24 protein-coding genes are annotated in these 24,166 nt (G+C 59.4%); 8 read left to right on the top strand and 16 right to left on the bottom strand.

Annotation, left to right across the window (positions count from 1 at the left end):
* Positions 1–13: 13 nt before the first annotated feature.
* The 16 genes from KUO17_RS00215 to rpmH form a co-directional block, all read right to left on the bottom strand.
* On the bottom strand, positions 14–550 hold the full coding sequence (locus KUO17_RS00215) for a F0F1 ATP synthase subunit delta (protein WP_163972327.1): 537 nt from the start codon (positions 548–550) through the stop codon (positions 14–16).
* A gap of 12 nt (positions 551–562) precedes the next feature.
* The gene (locus KUO17_RS00210) at positions 563–1,033 is read right to left on the bottom strand and encodes a F0F1 ATP synthase subunit B (protein ID WP_217973054.1); all 471 of its coding nucleotides are present in this window, start codon (positions 1,031–1,033) and stop codon (positions 563–565) included.
* A 57-nt stretch (positions 1,034–1,090) separates the two neighbouring features.
* The gene (gene atpE / locus KUO17_RS00205; protein WP_003097235.1) at positions 1,091–1,348 is read right to left on the bottom strand and encodes a F0F1 ATP synthase subunit C; all 258 of its coding nucleotides are present in this window, start codon (positions 1,346–1,348) and stop codon (positions 1,091–1,093) included.
* Between the two features lie 142 nt (positions 1,349–1,490).
* Positions 1,491–2,360: a F0F1 ATP synthase subunit A gene (atpB, locus tag KUO17_RS00200; protein WP_217973053.1), complete on the bottom strand. Its 870-nt coding sequence runs from the start codon at positions 2,358–2,360 to the stop codon at positions 1,491–1,493.
* A 16-nt stretch (positions 2,361–2,376) separates the two neighbouring features.
* Positions 2,377–2,784 (bottom strand): F0F1 ATP synthase subunit I, encoded by a 408-nt coding sequence (locus KUO17_RS00195; RefSeq protein ID WP_217973052.1) that lies wholly within the window; start codon positions 2,782–2,784, stop codon positions 2,377–2,379.
* Positions 2,785–2,933: 149 nt separating this feature from the next.
* Complete coding sequence (locus KUO17_RS00190; protein WP_217973051.1) at positions 2,934–3,806, bottom strand: ParB/RepB/Spo0J family partition protein; 873 nt, start codon at positions 3,804–3,806, stop codon at positions 2,934–2,936.
* A gap of 9 nt (positions 3,807–3,815) precedes the next feature.
* Entirely contained in the window at positions 3,816–4,610 is a 795-nt protein-coding gene (locus KUO17_RS00185; protein WP_163948038.1) for a ParA family protein, read from the bottom strand.
* Between the two features lie 18 nt (positions 4,611–4,628).
* Positions 4,629–5,273: a 16S rRNA (guanine(527)-N(7))-methyltransferase RsmG gene (gene rsmG, locus KUO17_RS00180; RefSeq protein ID WP_217973050.1), complete on the bottom strand. Its 645-nt coding sequence runs from the start codon at positions 5,271–5,273 to the stop codon at positions 4,629–4,631.
* Complete coding sequence (gene mnmG, locus KUO17_RS00175; RefSeq protein ID WP_217973049.1) at positions 5,270–7,162, bottom strand: tRNA uridine-5-carboxymethylaminomethyl(34) synthesis enzyme MnmG; 1,893 nt, start codon at positions 7,160–7,162, stop codon at positions 5,270–5,272. Before mnmG ends, rsmG begins: the two co-directional genes overlap by 4 nt.
* A 511-nt stretch (positions 7,163–7,673) precedes the next feature.
* The gene (locus KUO17_RS00170) at positions 7,674–8,333 is read right to left on the bottom strand and encodes a DUF4276 family protein (protein WP_217973048.1); all 660 of its coding nucleotides are present in this window, start codon (positions 8,331–8,333) and stop codon (positions 7,674–7,676) included.
* Complete coding sequence (locus tag KUO17_RS00165) at positions 8,330–9,436, bottom strand: AAA family ATPase (RefSeq protein ID WP_217973047.1); 1,107 nt, start codon at positions 9,434–9,436, stop codon at positions 8,330–8,332. Before KUO17_RS00165 ends, KUO17_RS00170 begins: the two co-directional genes overlap by 4 nt.
* Before the next feature lie 74 nt (positions 9,437–9,510).
* The gene (gene mnmE / locus KUO17_RS00160) at positions 9,511–10,881 is read right to left on the bottom strand and encodes a tRNA uridine-5-carboxymethylaminomethyl(34) synthesis GTPase MnmE (RefSeq protein ID WP_217973046.1); all 1,371 of its coding nucleotides are present in this window, start codon (positions 10,879–10,881) and stop codon (positions 9,511–9,513) included.
* A gap of 83 nt (positions 10,882–10,964) precedes the next feature.
* Positions 10,965–12,647 (bottom strand): membrane protein insertase YidC, encoded by a 1,683-nt coding sequence (gene yidC / locus KUO17_RS00155; protein ID WP_217973045.1) that lies wholly within the window; start codon positions 12,645–12,647, stop codon positions 10,965–10,967.
* Positions 12,648–12,649: 2 nt separating this feature from the next.
* Positions 12,650–12,898, bottom strand: a complete 249-nt coding sequence (gene yidD / locus KUO17_RS00150; RefSeq protein WP_163948028.1) for a membrane protein insertion efficiency factor YidD — start codon at positions 12,896–12,898, stop codon at positions 12,650–12,652.
* Positions 12,891–13,295 (bottom strand): ribonuclease P protein component, encoded by a 405-nt coding sequence (rnpA, locus tag KUO17_RS00145; protein WP_217973175.1) that lies wholly within the window; start codon positions 13,293–13,295, stop codon positions 12,891–12,893. Before rnpA ends, yidD begins: the two co-directional genes overlap by 8 nt.
* 13 nt (positions 13,296–13,308) lie before the next feature.
* Positions 13,309–13,443 (bottom strand): 50S ribosomal protein L34, encoded by a 135-nt coding sequence (rpmH, locus tag KUO17_RS00140; RefSeq protein WP_002551315.1) that lies wholly within the window; start codon positions 13,441–13,443, stop codon positions 13,309–13,311.
* A gap of 602 nt (positions 13,444–14,045) precedes the next feature.
* Here rpmH and dnaA point away from each other — a divergent pair.
* From dnaA to KUO17_RS00100, 8 genes are all read left to right on the top strand, one after another.
* On the top strand, positions 14,046–15,563 hold the full coding sequence (gene dnaA, locus KUO17_RS00135) for a chromosomal replication initiator protein DnaA (RefSeq protein ID WP_217973044.1): 1,518 nt from the start codon (positions 14,046–14,048) through the stop codon (positions 15,561–15,563).
* 42 nt (positions 15,564–15,605) lie between these two features.
* Positions 15,606–16,709, top strand: a complete 1,104-nt coding sequence (gene dnaN, locus KUO17_RS00130; RefSeq protein WP_217973043.1) for a DNA polymerase III subunit beta — start codon at positions 15,606–15,608, stop codon at positions 16,707–16,709.
* 19 nt (positions 16,710–16,728) lie between these two features.
* Positions 16,729–17,832: a DNA replication/repair protein RecF gene (gene recF / locus KUO17_RS00125; protein ID WP_217973042.1), complete on the top strand. Its 1,104-nt coding sequence runs from the start codon at positions 16,729–16,731 to the stop codon at positions 17,830–17,832.
* A 4-nt stretch (positions 17,833–17,836) separates the two neighbouring features.
* Positions 17,837–20,254, top strand: coding sequence for a DNA topoisomerase (ATP-hydrolyzing) subunit B (gene gyrB / locus KUO17_RS00120; RefSeq protein WP_217973041.1), 2,418 nt, complete (start codon positions 17,837–17,839; stop codon positions 20,252–20,254).
* 186 nt (positions 20,255–20,440) lie between these two features.
* The gene (locus KUO17_RS00115) at positions 20,441–21,454 is read left to right on the top strand and encodes a TauD/TfdA family dioxygenase (RefSeq protein WP_217973040.1); all 1,014 of its coding nucleotides are present in this window, start codon (positions 20,441–20,443) and stop codon (positions 21,452–21,454) included.
* Positions 21,448–22,365: an AEC family transporter gene (locus tag KUO17_RS00110; protein WP_217973039.1), complete on the top strand. Its 918-nt coding sequence runs from the start codon at positions 21,448–21,450 to the stop codon at positions 22,363–22,365. Before KUO17_RS00115 ends, KUO17_RS00110 begins: the two co-directional genes overlap by 7 nt.
* 72 nt (positions 22,366–22,437) lie before the next feature.
* Positions 22,438–23,322 (top strand): MBL fold metallo-hydrolase, encoded by an 885-nt coding sequence (locus KUO17_RS00105; RefSeq protein ID WP_217973038.1) that lies wholly within the window; start codon positions 22,438–22,440, stop codon positions 23,320–23,322.
* Between the two features lie 19 nt (positions 23,323–23,341).
* Entirely contained in the window at positions 23,342–24,160 is an 819-nt protein-coding gene (locus tag KUO17_RS00100; protein WP_217973037.1) for a sulfite exporter TauE/SafE family protein, read from the top strand.
* Positions 24,161–24,166 lie beyond the last annotated feature (6 nt).

Below are 24,166 nucleotides of genomic sequence, written 5' to 3'. Positions count from 1 at the left end.
TGCCCCTTCAAACTCAAGATTTCAATGCTTCGGCCAGTTTCGCGATTTTGCCGCGTACTGAACCATCGATAACCAGGTCGCCGGCGCGGATTACGACACCACCGATAAGGCTGGCATCCTCCGTCGCGTGCAGGCGCACTTCCCGGCTGAGTCGTGCACTGAGAACCTTGGCGAGTTTGTCTTGCTGTTCTTGGTTCAACGCAAAAGCACTGGTGACTTCCACGTCCACGGATTTCTCTTGTTCGGCCTTGTACAGCTCGAACAGAGCCGAAATCTCCGGCAACAGCAGGAGACGTTCGTTTTCCGCGGCAACATGAATGAAATTCTGTGCCTGTGCATCGAACTTGTCACCGCACACGTCAATAAACGCGGCGGCCTTTTCTGCGCTCGTCAGTCGCGGGGCCTTGAGCAGGCGCTGCATTGTGTCGTCTTGCGACACTGCAGCAGCCAGGCCGAGCATGGCTGACCAATTGGCCAGTTGCTGATGGGCCTGGGCGTGCTCAAAGGCCGCCTTAGCGTAAGGTCGGGCCAACGTGGTCAGTTCTGCCATGATCGCCCTCGCTTAAATTTCAGCGGCCAGTTTATTAACCAGCTCCGCATGCGCGTTTTGATCGATTGTGGCGCCAAGGATCTTTTCAGCACCGTTGACGGCCAGGCTACCCACTTGGGCGCGCAGCGCGTCTTTGACGCTGTTCAGTTCCTGTTCGATCTCGGCTTGAGCCTGGGCCTTCACACGGTCAGCTTCGACGCGAGCCTGGTCACGGGCTTCCTCGACGATCTGGTTACCGCGTTTCTTGGCTTGCTCAATGATTTCGGCTGCCTGAGCTTTCGCTTCGCGCAGTTGCTGACCCGCTTTATCTTGGGCCAACTCCAGGTCGCGAGCTGCTCGGTTGGCAGCGTCCAGTCCTTCCGCGATCTTCTTCTGACGTTCTTGCAAAGCCGCGATGACCGGAGGCCACACGAACTTCATGCAAAACAGTACAAAAATGAAGAACGCAACGGACTGGCCAATCAGGGTTGCATTAATGTTCACGCCAACACCTCGCTCGTTCTAAGTCCATCACACCAATCCACTCGAGAAGTCGAGTGATCAGCCAGCGATTTGACCAACGAAGGGATTAGCGAAGGTGAAGAACAGAGCGATACCAACACCGATCATGGTCACGGCGTCGAGCAGACCGGCGACGATGAACATTTTCACTTGCAGCATCGGAACCATTTCTGGCTGGCGAGCAGCGCCTTCCAGGAACTTGCCGCCCAGCAGGCCGAAACCAATGGCGGTACCCAGAGCACCCAGGCCGATCAGCAGAGCAACAGCGATAGCGGTAAGACCAACTACAGTTTCCATCTTTCCTCCCGACTTTTACGTCGTATTGGTTAGGTTTTTTAGTTTGAAGCGGTAAAACAAAATCGTTTGGTACAGCTGCCCTTGCGGACTTTTTCGGCCTTCCCCCACCCCGGCGGGAAGGCCTCAGACACGCCAGGCGGTCTTAATGGTTATCTTCGTGAGCCATCGACAGGTAGACGATGGTAAGCATCATGAAGATGAACGCTTGCAGGGTGATGATCAGGATGTGGAACACCGCCCACGCCCATTGCAGCACCACGCCCAGGCCGCTCAGCCACAGCAGGCCGGCACCGAACATCACGGCGATCAGGATGAACACCAGCTCGCCGGCGTACATGTTGCCGAACAGACGCAGGGCCAGCGAGATTGGCTTGGCGATCAGGGTGACGAACTCCAGCAGGAAGTTCACCGGGATCAGCAGGATCTGAACGAAGATGTTCTTGCTGCCGAACGGGTGCAGGGTGAGCTCGCCGACGAAGCCGCCCAGGCCCTTGACCTTGATGCTGTAGAAAATGATCAGTGCGAACACGCAGAAGGCCATCGCGATGGTGGCGTTCGGGTCGGTGGTGGACACGGCACGGAACGGAATGTGCGGGTCACCGGAGATCAGGATCGCCAGCTGAGGAATCCAGTCGACCGGTACCAGGTCGACGGCGTTCATCAGGAACACCCAGACGAAAATGGTCAAGGCCAGCGGTGCGATCACCGGGCTGCGGCCGTGGAACGAGTCCTTGACGCTGCCGTTGACGAATTCGACCATCACCTCGACGAAGTTCTGCAGGCCGCCGGGTTGACCCGACGTCGCTTTCTTCGCCGCCATGCGGAACAGGAGGATGAAGATCAGACCCAGCGCAACGGACCAACCCAGGGTGTCCACGTGGAACGCCCAGAAGCCCATTGCCTTGGCTTCTGCTGCGGAATGGGCAAAGCCCCAACCGCCGTCTGGTAATTGCCCGAAGGTCAAGTTCTGCAAGTGGTGCTGGATATAGCCCGAAGCGGTTTCTGCTGCCATGTTTGCCTCAAACGCCCTAAGGTCTCGAAAGTCTCGTTTTTATCAGCAGGGGCGCGAACCAGCTGACCAACTGGGTCAGCAAGAAGACGCCGAATACTGCTAATGGCGCCAATGGCTTCACTCCTGCAAACGTCAGTGCAAACAGCACTGCCGTCAAAATCAATTTGCCTGCCTCGCCAGCGTAGAACGACTTGACGATGGCCTGCGCTGCCCTGGCGCCGGTGTAACGGAACGCCTTGTAGGCAAAGTACAGATTCGGTAGCCAGGCAATCAGCCCTCCGCAGAGTGCCGAATAACCCGCGACTACCCCGTGCCACTGCCACACCCCCAACGATGCCAGCAACAGCACGACCCATTGAGTCAGCAGTACCGGAAAAACCGCCCAGCGATGGAAAGGCAAGCGGTTTGGCGTGCGGGTTTCCATCACAACTGCTCCTCGAAAGTCGGCCAACCAGTCAACTATGACTTGGCATAATTTGTGCCGACAAAATGCGCGCAGAGTATAGGGGCGGTTGCACCCCTATTCAACTGCCGGGTAGTGATTTCCGACTGCACGCTACAAAGCGAATTGTTTCAGCGGATGTGAGCAAGCACGCCCTGCAACTCATCCAGCGAGTTGTAACGGATCACCAACTGGCCTTTGCCCTTGTTGCCGTGGCGGATCTGCACCGCCGAGCCCAGCCGCTCTGCCAGACGCTGTTCAAGCCGGGTGATGTCCGGATCGGGCTTGGCCGCTTCGACAGGTTCCGGTTTGCCATTGAGCCACTGGCGCACCAGGGCTTCGGTCTGACGTACGGTCAGGCCGCGTGCGACAACGTGTCGCGCCCCGTCCACCTGCTGTTCTTCGGGCAAACCGAGCAATGCACGGGCATGCCCCATCTCCAGATCACCGTGGGACAGCATGGTCTTGATCACTTCAGGCAGCGCGATCAGGCGCAGCAGGTTGGCCACGGTCACCCGCGACTTGCCCACCGCATCCGCCACCTGCTGCTGGGTCAGCTGGAACTCCTGCTGCAGACGCTGCAGCGCGATGGCCTCCTCCACCGGGTTGAGGTCTTCACGCTGGATGTTCTCGATCAGGGCCATGGCAATGGCGGTTTCATCCGGTACATCGCGCACCATCGCCGGGATGGTCTGCATGCCGGCCTGCTGGCTGGCGCGCCAGCGGCGTTCGCCGGCGATGATCTCGAAGCGTTCGTCGCCGATCGGGCGTACCACGATCGGCTGCATCACGCCCTGGCTCTTGATCGACTGCGCCAGTTCCTCGAGTGCCTGCGGGTCCATGTCCCGACGTGGCTGGTACTTGCCGCGCTGGATCAGGTCCAGCGGCAGGTGTTGCAGTTCTTTCTGGTCGACCTTGACAGCCTGCTCTTCGAGCGAGCTGACGGTAGGACCACTGAGCAGTGCATCCAACCCACGTCCGAGACCTCGTTTCTTAACGGCCATGCGGATTCCTTAAGTTGCCGGTGCGGCAGTGCGGGTTTGACGACGTTGACGGCGGACCAGTTCACCGGCCAGGGCCAGATAGGCCAGGGCGCCACGCGATTGCTTGTCGTAGGCCAGGGCCGGCATGCCGAAGCTCGGGGCCTCGGCCAGGCGGATGTTGCGCGGGATCACCGTGTCGTACAACTGCTCGCCGAAGTGCTCCTTGAGCTGCGCGGAGACATCGTTGATCAGGCTCAGGCGCGGGTCGTACATGGTGCGCAGCAGGCCTTCGATCTTGAGTTGCGGATTGAGCTTGGCAGCAATGCGCTTGATGTTATCCACAAGGTCGCTCAAGCCTTCCAGGGCAAAGTATTCACATTGCATCGGAATGATCACGCCATCGGCGGCCACCAGGGCATTGAGGGTCAGCATCGACAGCGACGGCGGGCAGTCGATCAGGATGTAGTCGTAGCTTTCGCGGATCGGCGCCAGCGCAGTGCGCAGGCGGCTCTCCTTCATCTGCATTTCGAGCAGCACCACTTCGGCCGCGGTCAGGTCACGGTTGGCCGGCAGCAGCTGATAACCGCCGTGCTCGGAGACACGCATGGCCTGGGCCAGGTCGCATTCGCCGATCAGCAGGTCATAGACCGAATGTTCAAGGACGTGTTTATCCACACCGCTACCCATGGTGGCGTTGCCCTGTGGATCGAGGTCAATCAGCAGCACGCGGCGCTTGGTCGCGACCAGCGATGCGGCGAGATTGATACAGGTGGTGGTCTTGCCCACACCACCTTTCTGGTTCGCGATTGCGAATACCTTAGCCATTCTTGCTTGTGTTCCCAGTCATGCCGTGCGGCGCAGTATCAGCAGATGGCGCTGGCCTTGGCAACCCGGAACGGTCAAGGCCTGCTCGCTATCCACTTTGAAATCTGCCGGCAATGCTACCAGCTCATCAGCCGGATGCAGCCCTTTCATTGCCAGCCACTGCGTCTGGGCGTCGCCAAGATGGCGCGTCCAGTTGGTGAAGTTCTCCATGCTGCTGAAAGCACGGGAAACAATTCCGGTGAAGGGTAGCTCCGGTTGGAACGCCTCGACTCGTTTGTGGATAACTTGCAGGTTATCCAGCTTCAGTTCCAGTTTTACCTGGGTCAGAAAGCGGGTTTTCTTGCCGTTGCTGTCAAGTACGGTGACGTGCTTGTCCGGATGCAGGATAGCCAGTGGAATACCCGGCATGCCGCCGCCGCTGCCGACATCGAGCCAACGCTCGCTGTGGATAAACGGCATGACGCTGAGGCTGTCGAGCAAATGTCGTGAAACCATTTCGTCCGGATTGCGCACGGCGGTCAGGTTGTACGCCTTGTTCCACTTTATCAACAGGGCCAGGTAAGCCAGCAGCTGCGCGTGCTGGGCCTCGCTCAGCTCGACACCGAGCTGGCGTGCGCCTGTGGACAACTCTTCGGCGTGTTGAGGGGTGACCATCGAACTCAAGCGCTTTGCTCCAACTCGCGGCCTGCGCCGCGTTTTTTCAAGTGAATCAGCAACAGGGAAATCGCCGCCGGCGTCACGCCGGGAATGCGCGAGGCCTGGCCCAGGGTTTCTGGCCGGGTCTGGCCGAGCTTACCCTGAATCTCCTTGGACAACCCTGAAATACCGGTGTAGTCGATATCCTCGGGCAGGCGGGTGTCTTCGCTGGCACGCAGGCGCGCGATTTCTTCCTGTTGCCGGTCGATGTAACCGGCGTATTTGGTCTTGATCTCGACCTGCTCGGCCACCTGTGGGTCGACATCGCTGCCACCGGTCACTTCCACCAGCCCGGCATAATCGATTTCCGGGCGGGTCAGCAGGTTGAGCAGGTTGTACTCGTGGCTCAGCGGCGTGCCGAACTTATCCACAATCGCCTGGCCCTGCGCCGTGTTGGGTTGTACCCAAGTCGACTTGAGGCGCTGTTCTTCGCGCTCGATGCTTTCGCGCTTGGCACTGAACGCTGCCCAGCGGGCATCGTCGACCAGACCCAGCTCGCGGCCTTTCTCGGTCAGGCGCAGGTCAGCATTGTCTTCGCGCAGGATCAACCGATATTCGGCGCGCGAAGTGAACATGCGGTACGGCTCCTGGGTACCCAGGGTGATCAGGTCGTCGACCAGTACCCCGATGTACGCCTCGTCGCGGCGCGGGCACCAGCTTTCGCGGCCCTGCGCACGCAGCGCGGCGTTGGTCCCGGCCAACAGGCCCTGGGCGCCGGCTTCTTCGTAGCCGGTGGTGCCGTTGATCTGGCCGGCGAAGAACAGCCCGCCGATCACCTTGGTTTCCAGGCTGTACTTGAGGTCACGCGGGTCGAAGTAGTCGTACTCGATCGCGTAGCCCGGGCGCACGATGTGCGCGTTTTCCATGCCCCGGATCGAGCGCACGATCTGCAATTGCACGTCGAACGGCAGGGAGGTGGAAATCCCGTTCGGGTACAGCTCGTGGGTGTTCAGCCCTTCGGGCTCGATGAACACCTGGTGGCTTTCCTTGTCGGCAAAGCGGTGGATCTTGTCTTCGATCGACGGGCAGTAGCGCGGGCCGATGCCTTCGATCACGCCGGAGTACATCGGCGAGCGATCGAGGTTGGACGCGATGATCTCGTGGGTCCGCGCGTTGGTGTGGGTGATAAAGCAACTGACCTGACGCGGGTGCATGGCCTTGTCGCCCATGAACGACATCACCGGGATCGGCGTGTCGCCGGCTTGTTCGGTCATCACCGAAAAGTCCACCGAACGGCCATCGATACGCGGGGGTGTACCGGTTTTCAGGCGACCGACACGCAGCGGCAGTTCACGCATGCGGTGGGCCAGGGCCATGGCAGGCGGATCACCGGCGCGACCGCCGGAGTAGTTCTGCAAACCGATGTGGATAAGTCCGGCGAGGAAGGTGCCGGTCGTCAGTACCACCGAGTCTGCGAAGAAACGCAGGCCCATTTGTGTGACCACACCCTTGACCTGGTCCTGTTCGACGATCAGGTCGTCGCACGACTGCTGGAATATCCACAGGTTGGGCTGGTTCTCGAGTACTTCGCGCACCACCGCCTTGTAGATGGCGCGGTCGGCCTGCGCACGGGTGGCGCGCACCGCCGGGCCTTTGCGGTTGTTCAGAACGCGGAACTGGATACCGCTCTTGTCGGTAGCCAGGGCCATGACGCCGCCGAGCGCATCGATCTCCTTGACCAGATGGCTCTTGCCAATGCCACCGATGGCCGGATTGCAGCTCATGTGCCCGAGGGTTTCCACGTTGTGGGTCAGCAGCAGGGTTTTTACACCCATGCGTGCAGAAGCAAGCGCAGCCTCGGTTCCGGCATGGCCGCCGCCGATGACGATCACTTCAAAACGGGAAGGGAAATCCACCACGCACCTCGTGCCTGTTTCGGGAATAGATAGGAATAACGCACAAGTATAGGGACTTACCCCCCGTCAAGGAACCTTTTGCACAAAATTTAACCAGCCTGTGGATGAGTGGCTGACAATAGAAATAAAGAGAGAGAAATTTATTAAAGCTTTGTTTTTATGTTTATTCTTACTGAGGCACATTTCTGTGGATAAGGTTCTACAGGCCACGTATTACGGTATGTACAGAGGTTCAAAAGTCTGTGGTCTAGTGGGCCTGGGGGGTTGGGATAAGCGGCTTAAGCCTGTGGATGAAACAGCTACTTATCAACAGGCGCATTTATCTCCAGCCTTGAGGGCTAGTTATCAACGGGGCTGAAGGCGGGTTTTCCACAGGGCTTATTCTTGGATTTGTGGGTAAACGGGCACGCAAAAGCGCTCGACCAGGGTGTCGAGTGCATGAACTGGCAGGCATTTATCAGTGCAGCGTGTGGATAACCGTTCGCCGCAGGAGAGGCAGCGAGTGAGCAGGTCAGGTACGGGCTGGCAGGCTTTCGATTCTTTCGAGCCAGCGGTTGAAGTGCGGACAGGCTGCGCGGATGGCATCCAGACCGATACTCAGCGCGATCAGAGGCCCATGCACGGGTTTCTGATAGTTGGGCATGGCTGCAAGAATGCGCTTGGAGGGCGCGGTGTGAGGCAGCTCGTTGATGTCCTCCGGCAACAGGGTCGCTCGGGCGGCGTGCAAGGGCTGAAGGTCCCGATCATCGTCGGTCCATTCTGCAAAGGCGTTGAGGTCGGTAAACAGCAATGCTTCGAACTCATGGACCAGGATGTTGGCGAAAAAATTCTGCTCGCCAATGTGCTCTTCAAGCGCGCGCTCGAGAAACTCGGCCTTTTGCTGGCCGTTGCCAGTCGCCGGATAGTCAGGGCTGGACTTGCCAGGGAAATCTGTCGGCAGCGCATACAGGTCAAACAGCGTAGTGATGTAGGCATCGCTGTCTTCGCGACAGAGTTTTTCGAGCTGGCGCCTGACTTTCGCATAGTTGACCAGCCCACCACGGTGACCTGGACTGGTCAGCACAATGATCGGCGTCAGGTAGATCCCACGGTTTGCATAGGGCGCTACCAGCAGTTCATTTACAAAGGCTTCTTCGGTTTGCCCCTCCACCAACAGCTTGATGCGGATCATCGCCCAGGCCTCCCGCCGAGCAGGTTCTTTTTCCACAACTCGCCCAGGCTGTACTCGGCCAGCCAGTCCTCGAGCGCCTGCGCGTCCAGACGCTTGAACGTTGAAGTACCTGCGCGTTTATCCACCACTACCAGGTCGGCGGCCTCGAACTCGTTGACCAGTTCGACCGACTGGGTGGAAATGATGAGCTGGTGGTCTATCGAGGCGGCTTTCATCAAGCCGGCAAGTACCGTGATGGCGAAAGGATGAAGCCCCAGTTCCGGTTCATCGATCAACAGTGCCGAAGGCATGAAGGCCCTGGGCTGAAGAAGCACGGTGGCCAGACAGATAAAGCGCAGCGTACCGTCAGACAACGCACTGGCATTGAACGGTTCATCCTGGCCTTGTTCAGTCCATTCAAGCTGGATTTTCTGCGGATTATCCACAGTCGGGCGCAGGTGGAAGCCGCCAAAGAAAGGCGCCACGAGGCGCACCGTCTTGACGATGCGCTGGTAGTGCTCCGGGTGATGGTTCTTCAGTCGCAGCAGGAAAGCTGCCAGGTTGCGTGCATCGTCACGAAGGTATTCGTTGTCGCTGATACTGTGTATCTGCTTGACCTTCGCGCTGCTGCCTGTGTCATGGAAGTGATAGATCCGCCAGCGTTTCAACACCGCCATGACCGGATCAAGCTCGTTACTCTGGCCCCAACTGTTGAAGTCGTCCGACTGCGACTCGAATGTACCGTGGGTGAATACCTCAGTGCCCCCCATATGGCTGATCAGCTCACCTGAAAAAAGCAGCCTGTTGTCCTGCGTGGGCACCAGCGAAAACTGGTAGCGCACCTCGCCGAAATAGATCGATGCCTCGAGTTGCTCGGTGTGCTTGCGGCCGAAATGCAGCAGGCTGTCCGGACCGCCGGCCAGCCCCACGGTCATTTGCAACTGTCGTTCGAGCACTGCCGTGACGAAGCGGAAAAACCCGATGAAATTGGACTTGCCGGCGCCGTTGGCACCAATCAGCACATTCAGACGCTTGAGCTCCAGATCACAACAGGCAATCGACTTGTAACCTCGAATAACCAGCCGCGACGCGAACGGTTGCGCGCCGTGTGTTTTCCTAGCCATGCCGATACCTCGTCCTGTTGCACTGAAAGCCTGGGATACGCACTGACTGTATCACTACGAATTGAGCTCGGATTCTACTTGCCGATGCAGAAGCTGGAGAAGATGCGCCCCAGCAGGTCATCGGAGCTGAATGCGCCGGTAATTTCACCCAGGGCCTGCTGCGCCTGACGCAGGTCTTCTGCCAGCAGCTCTCCAGCGCCCGCCAGGGTCAATTGCGCTCTACCGTGCTCCAGATGCGAACTGGCCTGGCGCAGGGCATCCAGGTGGCGCCGGCGTGCACTGAAACCACTTTCTGCCGTCTGCTCGTAGCCCATGCAGGCTTTGAGGTGATCGCGCAGCAGCTCAAGGCCCAGGTCGGCCCCTTTCGCACTGAGTGTGATAGTGACGTGACCATCGTCGCATTGCTGCAGGCCGATGGCCTCGCCACTGAGGTCGGCCTTGTTGCGGATCAGTGTGACCTTGGCCGGGTCAGGCCGTTGCTCGAGAAACTCTGGCCACAACGCGAACGGATCATCGGCTTCGGGCGCCGTGGCATCCACCACCAGCAATACCCGATCGGCCTCGCCGATGGCTTTCAGGGCACGTTGCACCCCGATCTTTTCCACATGGTCTTCGGTATCGCGCAGCCCTGCAGTATCCACAACGTGCAGTGGCATACCGTCGATGTGGATATGTTCGCGCAGGATATCCCGGGTGGTACCGGCAATCTCGGTCACGATCGCGGCCTCGCGCCCTGCCAGCACGTTCAGCAGGCTGGATTTTCCGGCATTCGGACGGCCGGCAATCACCACGGTCATGCCATCGCGCAGCAAAGCGCCCTGCCCGGCTTCACGTTGCACTGTGGATAACTGCTCGCGCACGTCATCGAGCATGCGCAGTACATGGCCATCGGCAAGAAAATCGATTTCTTCTTCCGGAAAGTCGATGGCCGCTTCCACGTAGATGCGCAGGCTGATCAGTTTTTCGGTGAGGTTATCCACACGTCGGGAAAACTCGCCCTGCAATGAGCGCAACGCATTGCGCGCCGCCTGTGCAGAACTGGCCTCGATCAGGTCGGCAATCGCTTCGGCCTGGGCCAGGTCGAGTTTGTCGTTGAGGAATGCGCGTTCACTGAATTCACCCGGCCGGGCAAGACGGCAGCCCAGCTGTACACAACGCTGCAGCAGCATGTCGAGCACTACTGGCCCGCCGTGCCCTTGCAGTTCCAGCACATCTTCGCCGGTGAACGAATTGGGACCAGGAAAGTACAGGGCAATGCCTTCATCCAGAACCTGGCCATCATCACCACGGAACGGGCCGTAGTGGGCATACCGCGGAGTCAGCGCACGGCCGGTGATGGCCAGGCCGGCCTTGCTGGCCAGCGGCCCGGAGATACGCACGATTCCCACACCGCCACGACCTTGGGCGGTGGCGATTGCAGTGATGGTTTCACGACGAGCATTCATCAGCGAAGGCCTCAGACAAAAACGACAGATAGCAAAACGCCCCACGAGGGGGCGTTTTATCCACAGGTTAGCTGGCTAACCCGTCACGCGGTGGCTTTGTTGCTCGCCGCTTCGATCTTGCGGGTGATGTACCACTGCTGGCCGATCGACAGGCAGTTGTTCACAACCCAGTACAGCACCAGACCGGCTGGGAACCACAGGAAGAAGAAGGTGAAGATGATCGGCATCATCTTCATCACCTTGGCCTGCATTGGATCCGGCGGCGTCGGGTTCAGGCGTTGCTGGATGAACATGGTCGCGCCCATGATGATCGGCAGGATGAAGAACGGATCCTTGATCGACAGGTCGGTGATCCAGAACATCCACGGTGCCTGACGCATTTCAACGCTTTCGAGCAGTACCCAGTACAGCGAAAGGAAGACCGGCATCTGCACCAGGATCGGCAGGCAGCCGCCCAGCGGGTTGATCTTCTCTTTCTTGTACAGCTCCATCATGGCCTGCGACATTTTCTGCCGGTCATCGCCATGTTGTTCTTTCAGTGCAGCCAGTTTCGGCGCCACGGCGCGCATGCGCGCCATCGATTTGTAGCTGGCGGCCGACAGCGGGAAGAACAGCAGCTTGATCAGCATGGTCAGGACGATGATCGACCAGCCCCAGTTGCCGAGCAATTCGTGGATGTGTTGCAGCAACCAGAAGATCGGTTGGGCAATGAACCACAGGATGCCGTAGTCGACGGTCAGTTCCAGGCCTGGGGACAACTCCTTGAGTTTTTCCTGGCTCTTGGGACCTGCGTACAGCACGGTGCTGGTTTCACCCTGGGCGCCGGCAGCGACATTCAGTGCCGGGCCGGTGAAGCCGATGATGTAGTTGCCCTGGCTGTCCTTGCGCGTCTGAACGATGTTGGTGTCGGTCTTGCTCGGAATCCACGCAGTCACGAAGTAGTGCTGCAACCAGGCGACCCAGCCACCGGTAACATTCTCTTTCAAATTGCCCTTGTCGATGTCTTTCATCGACACTTTCTTGTAGGGCTCGGCACTTGTCCACAGGGCAGCGCCCAGGTAGGTGGCGGTACCGGTGGCCGTGCTTGACGACGGATCGGAGCTGGCATCGCGTTTCAGCTGGGCAAACAGGTTACCTGTCCACGGCTGAGCGCTCTGGTTGTCGATCAGGTACGTGACCTTGAGGTCGTATTCACCACGGTTCAGGGTGAAACGCTTGATGTAGTTGACACCCGCGTCACTGAACTTGAGGTCCACGACCAGTTGGTCCTGACCGTCGGCCAGTTGATAACTTTTCTGTTCGGCGGCGTACAGCGGGCGACCTGCAGAACGGGCATCAGGGCCGTTGGTGCCGGTCAGGCCGCTCTGGGCCAGGTAGGTCCGCTCGTTACCGTTGTCGAACAACTGGAACGGAATTTCCGGATGGTCCTGGCGACGCGGGTACTTGGGCAGGGTCAGCTGCGCGATATCACCGCCGTTGGGGTCGATAGCCAGATCGAGGACATCGGTCTTGACCCGAATCAGGTCCTTGCTGACCACAACCGGTGCAATTTCTGCAGGGGTGGTTTCAGCATTGGCACTCGGAACGTCGGCGCTGGCGCCGGAAGTGCCGGCGGTCGCAGTGTCGGGCAAGCCCGGCGCGACAGTGCTGGCAGCAGTATTCTGAGTCGGCAAGGCAGCCTGGCCGTAGTCCTGGTTCCACTTGAGGACCATGACATAGGACACGATTGCCAGGGCGGCGATCAGGATCGTGCGTTTAATATCCATGATTACTCGGCTATCGAAGAAGAAGTACGGGAAGAAGGTGCTGGCGGAACCGGGTCATAACCGCCGGCATTCCACGGGTGACAGCGCCCGAGGCGACGAGCGGTCAGCCATCCACCGCGCAATGCGCCATGTGTTTCGATGGCTTCAATCGCATAGGTGGAGCAAGTCGGATAGAAACGACAGTGGCTGGCCATCAGAGGGCTAATGGCATAACGGTAAAACTGGATCGGAACGAGGACCAGTTTACGCATCTGGACGGTCTACCCCTGCAGAGTCGCTGTTAACCACTGGAGCGGGCCGACTGCGTGCAAGGCGCTTCCAGAGCTTGCCAAAATGTTGGTGCAATTCTGGGTTTTCTACGTCGCCCAGGCCTTTGCGCGCGACGATCACGATGTCCCAACCGGCCAGCAAATGCTGGTGGAGACGAAACGAATCGCGCATCAAACGCTTCAAGCGGTTGCGTTGAACGGCGAGCTTTACACTCTTTTTCCCGATCACAAGCCCCAGGCGGGGATGATCCAGACCGTTCTCGCGGGCAAGGAGCAAGAGACTCTTGCCTGGCACCTTGCCGGAAGGAGAGTCAAAGACCGCTTTGAAGTGTCGGGGTGTCAGAAGACGTTTTTCCCGACTGAAGTCCTGACTCACCACCTGTGCCGAAAAATCAAACTGCCAGACGCTTACGGCCTTTGGCACGACGGCGGGACAGTACGGCACGGCCGTTCTTGGTAGCCATACGGGCACGGAAACCGTGAGTGCGGGCGCGCTTGATGGTGCTTGGTTGGAAAGTACGTTTCATGGCGTGTTACCTGGTTCGTCGACAACGGGCCGGAATGGCCCCCGTTTTAAGAGACCGGCGATTCTAGAGAAAGCAACGCCGTAGGTCAATTTCCAACCAGCTTTTCCTTAAGGATAAAAATCCCCTGTGTTTTCACCGGGTGCTTTTCATGTGCCCGGCTGCCTGTGGACAGGAAGGGTCACGAGAGGCTTAAACATAGAAAAAAGAAGAGAAGGTATTTAAAGCTTTTTTGTAAATCTTATAGAACTTAAGCAGAGAATTTCTGTGGATAGAACTCTGTAGCCCTTTAAACACGTACTGTACAGAGAACTGAAACCCTGTCGGGAAACGGTGCTCCGACTGTGCGGTACAGGCGCACAAGCTGTGGATTAAAAGTCGAGTTATGCACAGGGCAGTTATCCACCGATTTCAACCCCCAGTTGTGCAAAGCGCTCAGGCATGGTTATCCACAGGGCTTATTTTCATCCTCAAAGTGACATTTTGGCCACTAACCTGCTGATTTATCGCCACCCTTGGCGCACCTGCATGTGGATAAGTGCGCTGGCGGTCGGTACAATGGCCGCTTGTTTTTGCCTCACCGGCGTTCAACTCAGGGGATATCCGTGTCAGTGGAACTTTGGCAGCAGTGCGTGGACCTTCTGCGCGATGAACTGCCTGCCCAGCAATTCAACACCTGGATCCGTCCGCTACAGGTCGAAGCCGAAGGCGACGAGTTGCGCGTCTATGCGCCTAACCGGTTCGTTCTCGATTGGGTCAATGAAAAGTACCTGGGTCGCTTGCTCGAACTGCTGGGTGAACACGGCAACGGCATCGCTCCCGCGCTCTCCTTATTAATAGGCAGCCGTCGCAGCTCTGCACCGCGTGCTGCGCCCAATGCGCCGTTGGCCGCTTCGGTCGCTGCCTCGCAGGCCCAGCAGGCCGCCCAGGTGGCGGCGGTTGCCGCGCCTGCTGCCCAGCCAGCCGCACCGGCCGTGCAACCCGTTGAGGATGCACCTTCGCGTGACAGCTTCGATTCGATGGGCGAAAACAACGTCATCGTTGCCCCGCCCAGCAGCCGCACCGAACAACGCACCGTGCAGGTTGAAGGTGCGCTCAAGCACACCAGCTACCTGAACCGCACCTTTACCTTCGAGAACTTCGTCGAAGGCAAGTCCAACCAGTTGGCACGCGCTGCCGCCTGGCAGGTGGCGGACAACCCCAAGCATGGCTACAACCCTCTGTTCCTTTATGGTGGGGTAGGTCTGGGTAAGACTCACTTGATGCACGCTGTGGGTAACCACCTGCTCAAGAAGAACCCGAATGCCAAGGTCGTGTACCTGCACTCCGAGCGTTTCGTCGCCGACATGGTCAAGGCCTTGCAGCTCAATGCCATCAACGAGTTCAAGCGCTTCTACCGTTCGGTCGATGCGCTGCTGATCGATGACATCCAGTTCTTTGCCCGCAAGGAGCGTTCGCAGGAAGAGTTCTTCCACACCTTCAATGCCCTGCTCGAGGGCGGACAGCAGGTGATTCTCACCAGCGACCGTTACCCGAAGGAGATCGAAGGCCTCGAGGAACGTCTCAAGTCGCGCTTCGGCTGGGGGCTGACCGTGGCCGTCGAGCCGCCTGAACTCGAGACCCGGGTCGCGATCCTGATGAAGAAGGCCGACCAGGCCAAGGTCGACCTGCCACACGACGCCGCGTTCTTCATTGCCCAGCGCATCCGCTCCAACGTACGTGAGCTCGAAGGTGCATTGAAGCGGGTCATTGCGCACTCGCACTTCATGGGCCGTGATATCACCATCGAGCTGATTCGCGAGTCGCTCAAGGACTTGCTGGCGCTGCAAGACAAGCTGGTGAGTGTGGATAACATTCAGCGCACGGTGGCTGAGTACTACAAGATCAAGATTTCCGACCTGCTGTCCAAGCGGCGTTCCCGTTCGGTAGCCCGGCCGCGTCAGGTGGCCATGGCCCTGTCCAAGGAACTGACCAACCACAGCCTTCCGGAAATCGGTGATGTGTTTGGTGGCCGTGACCACACCACGGTGTTGCACGCCTGCCGCAAGATCAACGAACTCAAGGAATCCGACGCGGATATCCGCGAGGACTACAAGAACCTGCTGCGGACCCTGACGACGTGATGAACGTCAGCGCAGCTTTTTTTTAAGGCAAGGGACTAGACCATGCATTTCACCATTCAACGCGAAGCCCTGTTGAAACCCCTGCAACTGGTCGCGGGCGTCGTCGAGCGCCGCCAGACCTTGCCGGTATTGTCCAACGTGCTGCTGGTGGTTCAGGGCCAACAACTGTCGCTGACAGGTACTGACCTGGAAGTGGAACTGGTTGGCCGTGTACAGCTTGAGCACCCCGCCGAGCCGGGCGAAATCACCGTACCTGCGCGCAAGCTGATGGACATCTGCAAAAGCCTGCCCAACGATGCGGAAATCAGCATCAAGGTGGATGAGCAGAAGGTTGTGATCAAGGCCGGCCGTAGCCGCTTCACCTTGTCGACCCTGCCAGCCAACGACTTCCCTACTGTCGAAGAAGGCCCGGGCTCGCTGACCTGCATGCTGGAGCAGAGTCGCCTGCGTCGCCTGATCGAACGCACCAGCTTCGCCATGGCCCAGCAGGACGTGCGCTATTACCTCAACGGCATGCTGCTGGAAGTATCGACCGGTACCCTGCGCGCAGTGGCCACCGACGGCCACCGTCTGGCCATGTGCTCGATGCAGGCCGACATCGGCCAGGCCGACCGCCACCAGGTCATCGTGCCACGCAAGGGGATCCTGGAGCTGGCGCGCCTGCTGACCGAGCCGGATGGCACTGTCGCGATCGTGCTGGGCCAACACCATATCCGCGCTACCACCGGTGAGTTCACCTTCACCTCCAAGCTGGTCGACGGCAAGTTCCCGGACTACGAGCGTGTACTGCCCAAAGGCGGTGACAAGCTGGTGCTGGGTGACCGTCAGGCATTGCGCGAGGCGTTCAGCCGGACCGCGATCCTGTCCAACGAAAAGTACCGCGGTATTCGCCTGCAACTGGCCGCCGGCCAACTGAAGATTCAGGCCAACAACCCTGAGCAGGAAGAAGCCGAAGAAGAAATCAGTGTCGACTACAACGGCAGCTCGCTCGAGATCGGCTTCAACGTGAGCTACCTGCTGGACGTGCTGGGCGTGATGACCACTGAACAGGTTCGTCTGATCCTGTCCGACTCCAACAGCAGCGCGCTGCTGCAGGAAGCGGACAACGACGACTCTGCGTATGTCGTCATGCCGATGCGTCTGTAATTTGCCCAGCACACACTAGATGTCCCTCAGTCGCATTTCAGTCACCGCGGTGCGCAATCTGCACCCGGTGACCTTCTCCCCCTCCCCTCGCATCAATATCCTGTACGGCGCCAACGGCAGTGGCAAAACCAGTGTGTTGGAGGCCATCCACCTGCTCGGTCTTGCCCGCTCGTTTCGCAGCACTCGCCTGACGCCGGTCATCCAGTACGAAGAGCTGGCGTGCACAGTATTTGGCCAGGTCGAATTGAACGAAGGTGGTTCCAGCAATCTGGGCATCTCGCGTGAGCGGCAAGGGGATTTCACCATTCGCATCGACGGGCAGAACGCCCGCAGTGCTGCGCAGTTGGCCGAGATTCTGCCGCTGCAGTTGATCAACCCGGACAGTTTTCGGCTGCTCGAAGGGGCGCCGAAGATCCGCCGGCAATTCCTCGACTGGGGCGTGTTCCACGTGGAACCCCGCTTCATGGGGACCTGGCAGCGCCTGCAGAAGGCCCTGCGGCAGCGGAACTCATGGTTGCGGCATGGTACACTTGACGCTGTTTCGCAAGCGGCCTGGGACCGGGAGTTATGCCTGGCCAGTGCAGAAATCGACGAGTACCGCCGTAATTACATCAAAGCGCTGAAACCTGTCTTTGAGCATACCTTGAGCGAATTGCTGGAGCTCGAGGGGCTGACCCTGAGTTACTACCGAGGGTGGGACAAGGATCGAGAGCTCAGTGATGTACTGGCTACCTCGCTCCATCGGGACCAACAGATGGGCCACACCCAGGCAGGTCCGCAACGTGCGGACCTGCGGCTGAGGTTAGGCGCCAACAACGCTGCCGATATCCTGTCTCGCGGCCAACAGAAGCTGGTGGTGTGCGCACTGCGCATTGCCCAGGGGCATCTGGTCAGCCAGGCACGACGTGGCCAATGTATTTATCTGGTGGATGACCTGCCGTCCGAATTGGATGAGCAGCACCGTCGTGCACTCTGTCGCTTGTTGGAAGACTTACGCTGCCAGGTGTTTATCACCTGTGTAGACCACGAATTATTGAGGGAAGGCTGGCAGATGGATACGCCAGTTGCCTTGTTCCACGTGGAACAAGGCCGTATCACCCAGACCCACGACCATCGGGAGTGAAGGCATGAGCGAAAATCAAACGTACGACTCCTCCAGCATTAAAGTGCTCAAAGGGTTGGATGCCGTACGCAAGCGTCCCGGTATGTACATTGGCGACACCGATGATGGTAGCGGCCTGCACCACATGGTGTTCGAGGTGGTCGATAACTCGATCGACGAAGCCCTCGCCGGCCATTGCGACGACATCACCGTAGTCATCCACCCGGACGAATCCATCACCGTGCGCGACAACGGTCGCGGCATCCCGGTCGATGTGCACAAAGAAGAAGGCGTTTCTGCAGCCGAGGTCATCATGACCGTGCTGCACGCCGGCGGTAAGTTCGACGACAACTCGTACAAAGTCTCTGGCGGCCTGCACGGTGTGGGCGTATCGGTTGTGAACGCCCTGTCCGAGGAGCTGATCCTGACCGTTCGCCGCAGTGGCAAGATCTGGGAACAGACCTACGTGCACGGCGTACCTCAAGCCCCGATGAAAATCGTCGGCGACAGCGAGACCACCGGTACCCAGATCCACTTCAAGCCGTCTGCCGAAACCTTCAAGAACATCCACTTCAGCTGGGACATTCTGGCCAAGCGGATTCGCGAACTGTCGTTCCTGAACTCCGGTGTGGGCATCCTGTTGAAGGATGAGCGCTCGGGCAAGGAAGAGGAATTCAAATACGAAGGCGGCCTGCGCGCGTTCGTCGAGTACCTCAACACCAACAAGACCCCGGTGAACGAAGTGTTCCACTTCAATGTTCAGCGTGAGGATGGTGTGGGCGTGGAAATCGCCCTGCAGTGGAACGACAGCTTCAACGAGAACCTGTTGTGCTTCACCAACAACATTCCTCAGCGCGATGGCGGCACTCACCTGGTGGGCTTCCGTTCGGCGCTGACGCGTAACCTGAACAACTACATCGAGCAGGAAGGTCTGGCCAAGAAGAACAAGGTCGCGACCACCGGTGACGATGCGCGTGAAGGCCTGACCGCGATCATCTCGGTAAAAGTGCCCGACCCCAAGTTCAGCTCGCAGACCAAGGACAAGCTGGTTTCGTCCGAAGTCAAAACCGCAGTGGAACAGGAGATGGGCAAGTACTTCTCCGACTTCCTGCTGGAGAACCCGAACGAAGCCAAGGCCGTGGTCGGCAAGATGATCGACGCTGCCCGTGCGCGTGAGGCAGCACGTAAAGCCCGTGAGATGACCCGCCGCAAAGGCGCACTGGACATCGCCGGGCTGCCGGGCAAGCTCGCCGACTGCCAGGAAAAAGACCCTGCTCTTTCCGAACTGTACCTGGTGGAGGGTGACTCCGCAGGCGGCTCGGCCAAGCAAGGCCGTAACCGCAAGACCCAGGCGATCCTGCCGCTCAAGGGCAAGATCCTCAACGTCGAGAAGGCTCGCTTCGACAAGATGATCTCGTCCCAGGAGGTCGGCACGCTGATCACCGCACTGGGTTGTGGCATCGGTCGTGAAGAGTACAACATCGAAAAACTGCGCTATCACAACATCATCATCATGACCGATGCTGACGTCGACGGTTCGCACATCCGTACCCTGCTGCTGACCTTCTTCTTCCGTCAGTTGCCCGAGCTGGTCGAGCGCGGCTACATCTACATCGCCCAGCCGCCGCTGTACAAGGTCAAGAAAGGCAAGCAGGAGCAGTACATCAAGGACGACGACGCCATGGAAGAGTACATGACGCAGTCGGCCCTCGAAGATGCCAGCCTGCACCTGGACGAATCTGCACCGGCTGTTTCCGGCGTTGAGCTGGAGCGTCTGGTGAACGAATTCCGTACCGTGATGAAGACCCTCAAGCGTCTGTCGCGCCTGTACCCGCAAGAGCTCACCGAGCACTTCGTGTACTTGCCGGCCGTGTCGCTGGAGCAACTGTCGGACCATGCGCACATGCAGGCATGGCTGGCCCGCTTCGACGAGCGTCTGCGCAATACCGAGAAGTCCGGCCTGCTGTACAAGGCCAGCCTGCGCGAAGATCGCGAGCGCAATGTGTGGCTGCCAGAAGTGGAAATCACCTCCCACGGCCTGGCCAGCTATGTCACCTTCAACCGTGACTTCTTCGGCAGCAACGACTACCGCACGGTCACCGCATTGGGCGCGCAGCTCTCCACCCTGCTGGGCGAAGGTGCCTACATCCAGCGTGGCGAGCGCAAGAAAGCCATCACCGAGTTCAAGGAAGCACTCGACTGGCTGATGGCCGAAAGCACCAAGCGCCACACCATCCAGCGCTATAAAGGGTTGGGCGAGATGAACCCGGACCAGCTGTGGGAAACCACCATGGACCCGACTGTGCGCCGCATGCTCAAGGTGACCATCGAGGACGCGATCGCTGCCGATCAGATCTTCAACACCCTGATGGGCGACGCCGTTGAGCCGCGCCGCGAGTTCATCGAAAGCAACGCGCTGGCAGTGTCCAACCTGGACTTCTGACTCAGCGCTGCTGCCTGAGTCAGGTGGCAAAAAAAACCCGATAGCCTCGCTATCGGGTTTTTTTTTGCGCAGAGCCCGGCACAGGTCGAGTCAACTGAACTACTTCCCTCTCCATGATCGGCCTGCTTACCGATACATTGCGGCGTCTTCAAGACATGGACCTTCGTCATGAAAGGGAATTTAAAAATGGATAACACCTGTTGTTTCAAACTGACCGACTCGGAACGCGAGCGCCTGGCAGGCACGCTGGGCAGCATTACCTATGATCCCCAAGGGGGGCTGAGCTACATCACCGACCTGCGCATCATGGCTGTCTCTGTGCTGCCGCGACGCATCATCGATGCGCTGGCCATGCAGCGTGCGTCACTGAACCCGCGTCCCTACCTGATCTTCGAAAACCTGCCGACCGACGAGCAGGTATTCACTACCCCGGATCCGAATGTGTTCTCGCCCGCCTGCAAGAGCGGTAGTGTCAGCGAGAATCTGGTGATGGCCTTTGCGTCCCTGATTGGCGAGCCCTACTCGATCCTTTTCGAAGGTGCCGACATCGTCAACAACCTGATCCCCAGCCTGGCGGCCAAGCGTGAATACACCGGTCTGGGGTCCGAGGTGGAACTGGATTTTCATATCGAGAATGCGGCGCTCAAGTACATGGAGGACTTCAACTTTTCTCCGCTTGGCCTGTTGCTGACGGGTGTTCGTCACGACCCACAGGGGCCGTTGACGCGGTTGGCCGATGCTCGCGCAGCGCTCAAATTGCTGGCGGCGCACGATATCGAATGCCTGCGCCAGCCTCTTTTCAGAATCAAGGTGCCGTATCGCTGGCGGCGCAGCGATGCCTTGGCAACCGAGGCGGTCGCGATGGTGCGGGGCAGTTTGTGCCTGCCGGAAATCAGTGCAGTGTTCTACCCGGACATGGTCCAGGCGCAGACAGAGGCCGCTGCCCGCGCAATGGACAACTTCTATATGGCCATCCGGCAAGTCTCACTGGGTATCGAAATCAATCCAGGCCGGCTGGTGTACATCGACAACCGCTTCACCCTGCACTCGCGCGACAAGTTCAAGGCTTCGCTGGATGAGTTCAGCAACCCTGCGCGCTGGATACAGCGCGTCTTCGTAGCCAACAGCCTGTGGAACCACCGCCAACTGGACCCGGTGAAATCACGTGTGTTCAAGCCTCAGGAGGTGGGCACATGCTGAATACCTTTCTCAGCGTACTGCCGATCTTTTGCCTGATCGTCGCAGGGCACGTTGCCAAAAGAAAGTTTTTGCGCGAAGACGGTTTCTGGAAGCATGTCGACAAGTTGGTCTATTACCTGTTCTTCCCGGCGCTGCTGGTGCTGGACATCAGCAAGGCGAACTTCACCAGTGCCGATACGTCTTCAGCCATTGCGGCCACGCTGGGCGCGACCCTGATCGTTGCAGGCGTGATTTTCATCGGGCAAGGCGTGTTCAGGGTCAAAGCCGACCTGTTCACGTCCATCTTTCAAGGTGGCGTGCGCTACAACTCCTATGTGTTCATCGCCCTGGCGCACTCGTTGTACGGGGCCGAGGGCGTCGCGGTTTCCGGCGTGTTCATTGCGTACATGATCGTGATGACCAATGTGATGAGCGTGCTGGTGATGAATCATTACGGCACTGCAGGCAAGAAGTCGTTGCGCGGGATGCTGGTAGCCTTGCTGCAGAACCCGTTGATCATCGGTGCACTGATCGGGCTGCTGCTGAACATGGGTGAACTGAAGATCGCAGGTGCCGTCGAGCAGTTCATGAGCTATCTGGGCAATGCGGCGACCCCGCTCAGCCTCATGTCGGTCGGTGCCGGGCTGATGTTGAACCTGCAGGGTAGCCGGGCATTGGCCACACTGTATGTTGTCGGCCTCAAGCTGCTGGTGCTGCCGATGGTGACCCTGGCACTGCTGTTCAGCTTGGGCGCCTCGGGTGTACCGGCCAACGTGGCCTTGTTGTATGCGTGTGTTCCGTGCGCCGGCAACGCCTACATTCTGGCGCGGCAGATGGGCGGGGATGCGCCCGCCATGGCCTCCATGATCACCTGGACAACCTTGGCGTCGACCTTGACCATCACGCTGATCCTGGGGGCCGTGACGCTGTGAGCGTATGACGCGCCGGTTCGATCGGCGTTACGCAGGGCCTCGGGTTGCAACGGACTCATCTGGAGAGTGTCAATGATCATCAACGCCAACCTGTACGTAGAGGCACACTTCGACCGTGAAACGTCGACGCTCAGCTATCTGGTGATGGACCGCCAGAGTGCCCAATGTGCCTTGATCGACAGTGTGCTTGGGTACGACCCCAAGTCCGGTCGTACCAATACCACGTCTGCCGACAGGCTGATTGCGCGGGTTGGCGAGCTTGGGGGCGCTGTGCAGTGGATTCTGGAAACCCATGTGCACGCCGATCACCTGTCGGCTGCCGATTACCTCAAGCGCAACCTGGGTGGTCAGGTCGTGATCGGTGCCCGCATCACCCAGGTGCAAAAGGTCTTCGGCGCACTGTTCAATGCCGAGCCGGGGTTCGCGCGTGATGGCAGTCAGTTCGATGTACTGCTTGAGGACGGCGACGCGTTTGCCATTGGTACGCTGCAGGCGCATGCGTTGCACACGCCGGGCCACACGCCCGCCTGCATGACGTATGTAATCGAGGCGGGCGATGCGTGTGTCGCCTTTGTCGGCGACACCTTGTTCATGCCCGATTACGGCACAGCCCGCTGCGATTTCCCTGGCGCTGACGCACGTACGCTGTACCGCTCGATTCAACGCATACTGTCGCTGCCCGGCGATACCCGTCTGTACCTGTGCCACGACTACCTGCCCGGTGGGCGCGAGCTGTGCTACATGAGCACGGTCGCCGAGCAGCGTGCGGGCAATATCCACGTCCATGACGGCATCAGCGAAGACGCTTTTGCAGCCATGCGCGAAGCCCGTGACGCCACCCTCGACATGCCCCAGTTGATCCTGCCCTCGGTACAGGTGAACATGCGCAGCGGCCAGTTGCCCGAGCCTGAAGCCAATGGTGTGCGCTACCTGAAGATTCCCCTGAACACGCTGTGAGCAGCATTGAGACACGACAGTGACTGAACCTGAAATCATCGGCGCCCTGCTCGGTACCCTCATGGGGAGCATCCTGGCGCTCACCGGTGCTGGTGGCGGCATACTCGCCGTACCGTTGCTGGTGTTCGGGCTGGGCCTGTCGATGACCGAGGCAGCGCCTGTCGGCTTGCTGGCGGTCGGCCTGGCCGCCAGCGTCGGTGCCGTGCTGGGCCTGCGCCAGGGCCTGGTACGCTACCGGGCGGCGCTGTTCGTGGCCCTGATCGGCCTGTGCGCGACACCGTTCGGCCTGCTGCTGGCCCATCGTCTGCCCAATGCGCCGCTGGCGCTGGGCTTCAGCGTGGTGCTGGTATATGCCTGCATGCGCATGCTGCGCAAGGCTGGACGTGAACTGCGCGGTGAACCAGCCTGTGCCGGGCGCCAGTTGCAACCCTGTGTGCTCAACCCGGTGCAAGGACGGCTGCGCTGGACCCTGCCCTGCGCCCGCGCCCTGGCCTTTACCGGGGTGCTCAGCGGCCTGTTGTCGGGCCTGCTCGGCGTGGGCGGCGGCTTTGTGATCGTGCCTGCACTGGGCCGCTATACCAACCTGGACGCCAGGAGCATCGTCGCCACGTCGCTGGCGGTGATCGCACTGGTGTCGCTGGGCAGCGTGCTCAGCGCCAGCTTCAGCGGCGTGATGCACTGGGCGGTGGGTGCGCCGTTCGCCGCAGGTGCCGTGGCCGGGCTGGTGGTCGCACGCCAGTTCGCCCAGCGGTTGGCCGGCCCGCGCCTGCAACAGGCGTTCGCCCTGGTTGGCATTGGCGCTGCGCTGCTGCTGGCATTCAGCACCCTGGTCGCGTAAGTCGCG

It is taken from the genome of Pseudomonas aegrilactucae (assembly GCF_019168305.1).
GTDB lineage: Bacteria > Pseudomonadota > Gammaproteobacteria > Pseudomonadales > Pseudomonadaceae > Aquipseudomonas > Aquipseudomonas aegrilactucae.
Note: the sequence above shows the minus strand (reverse complement) of the source record. Positions and strands in the feature narration are given on the sequence as shown.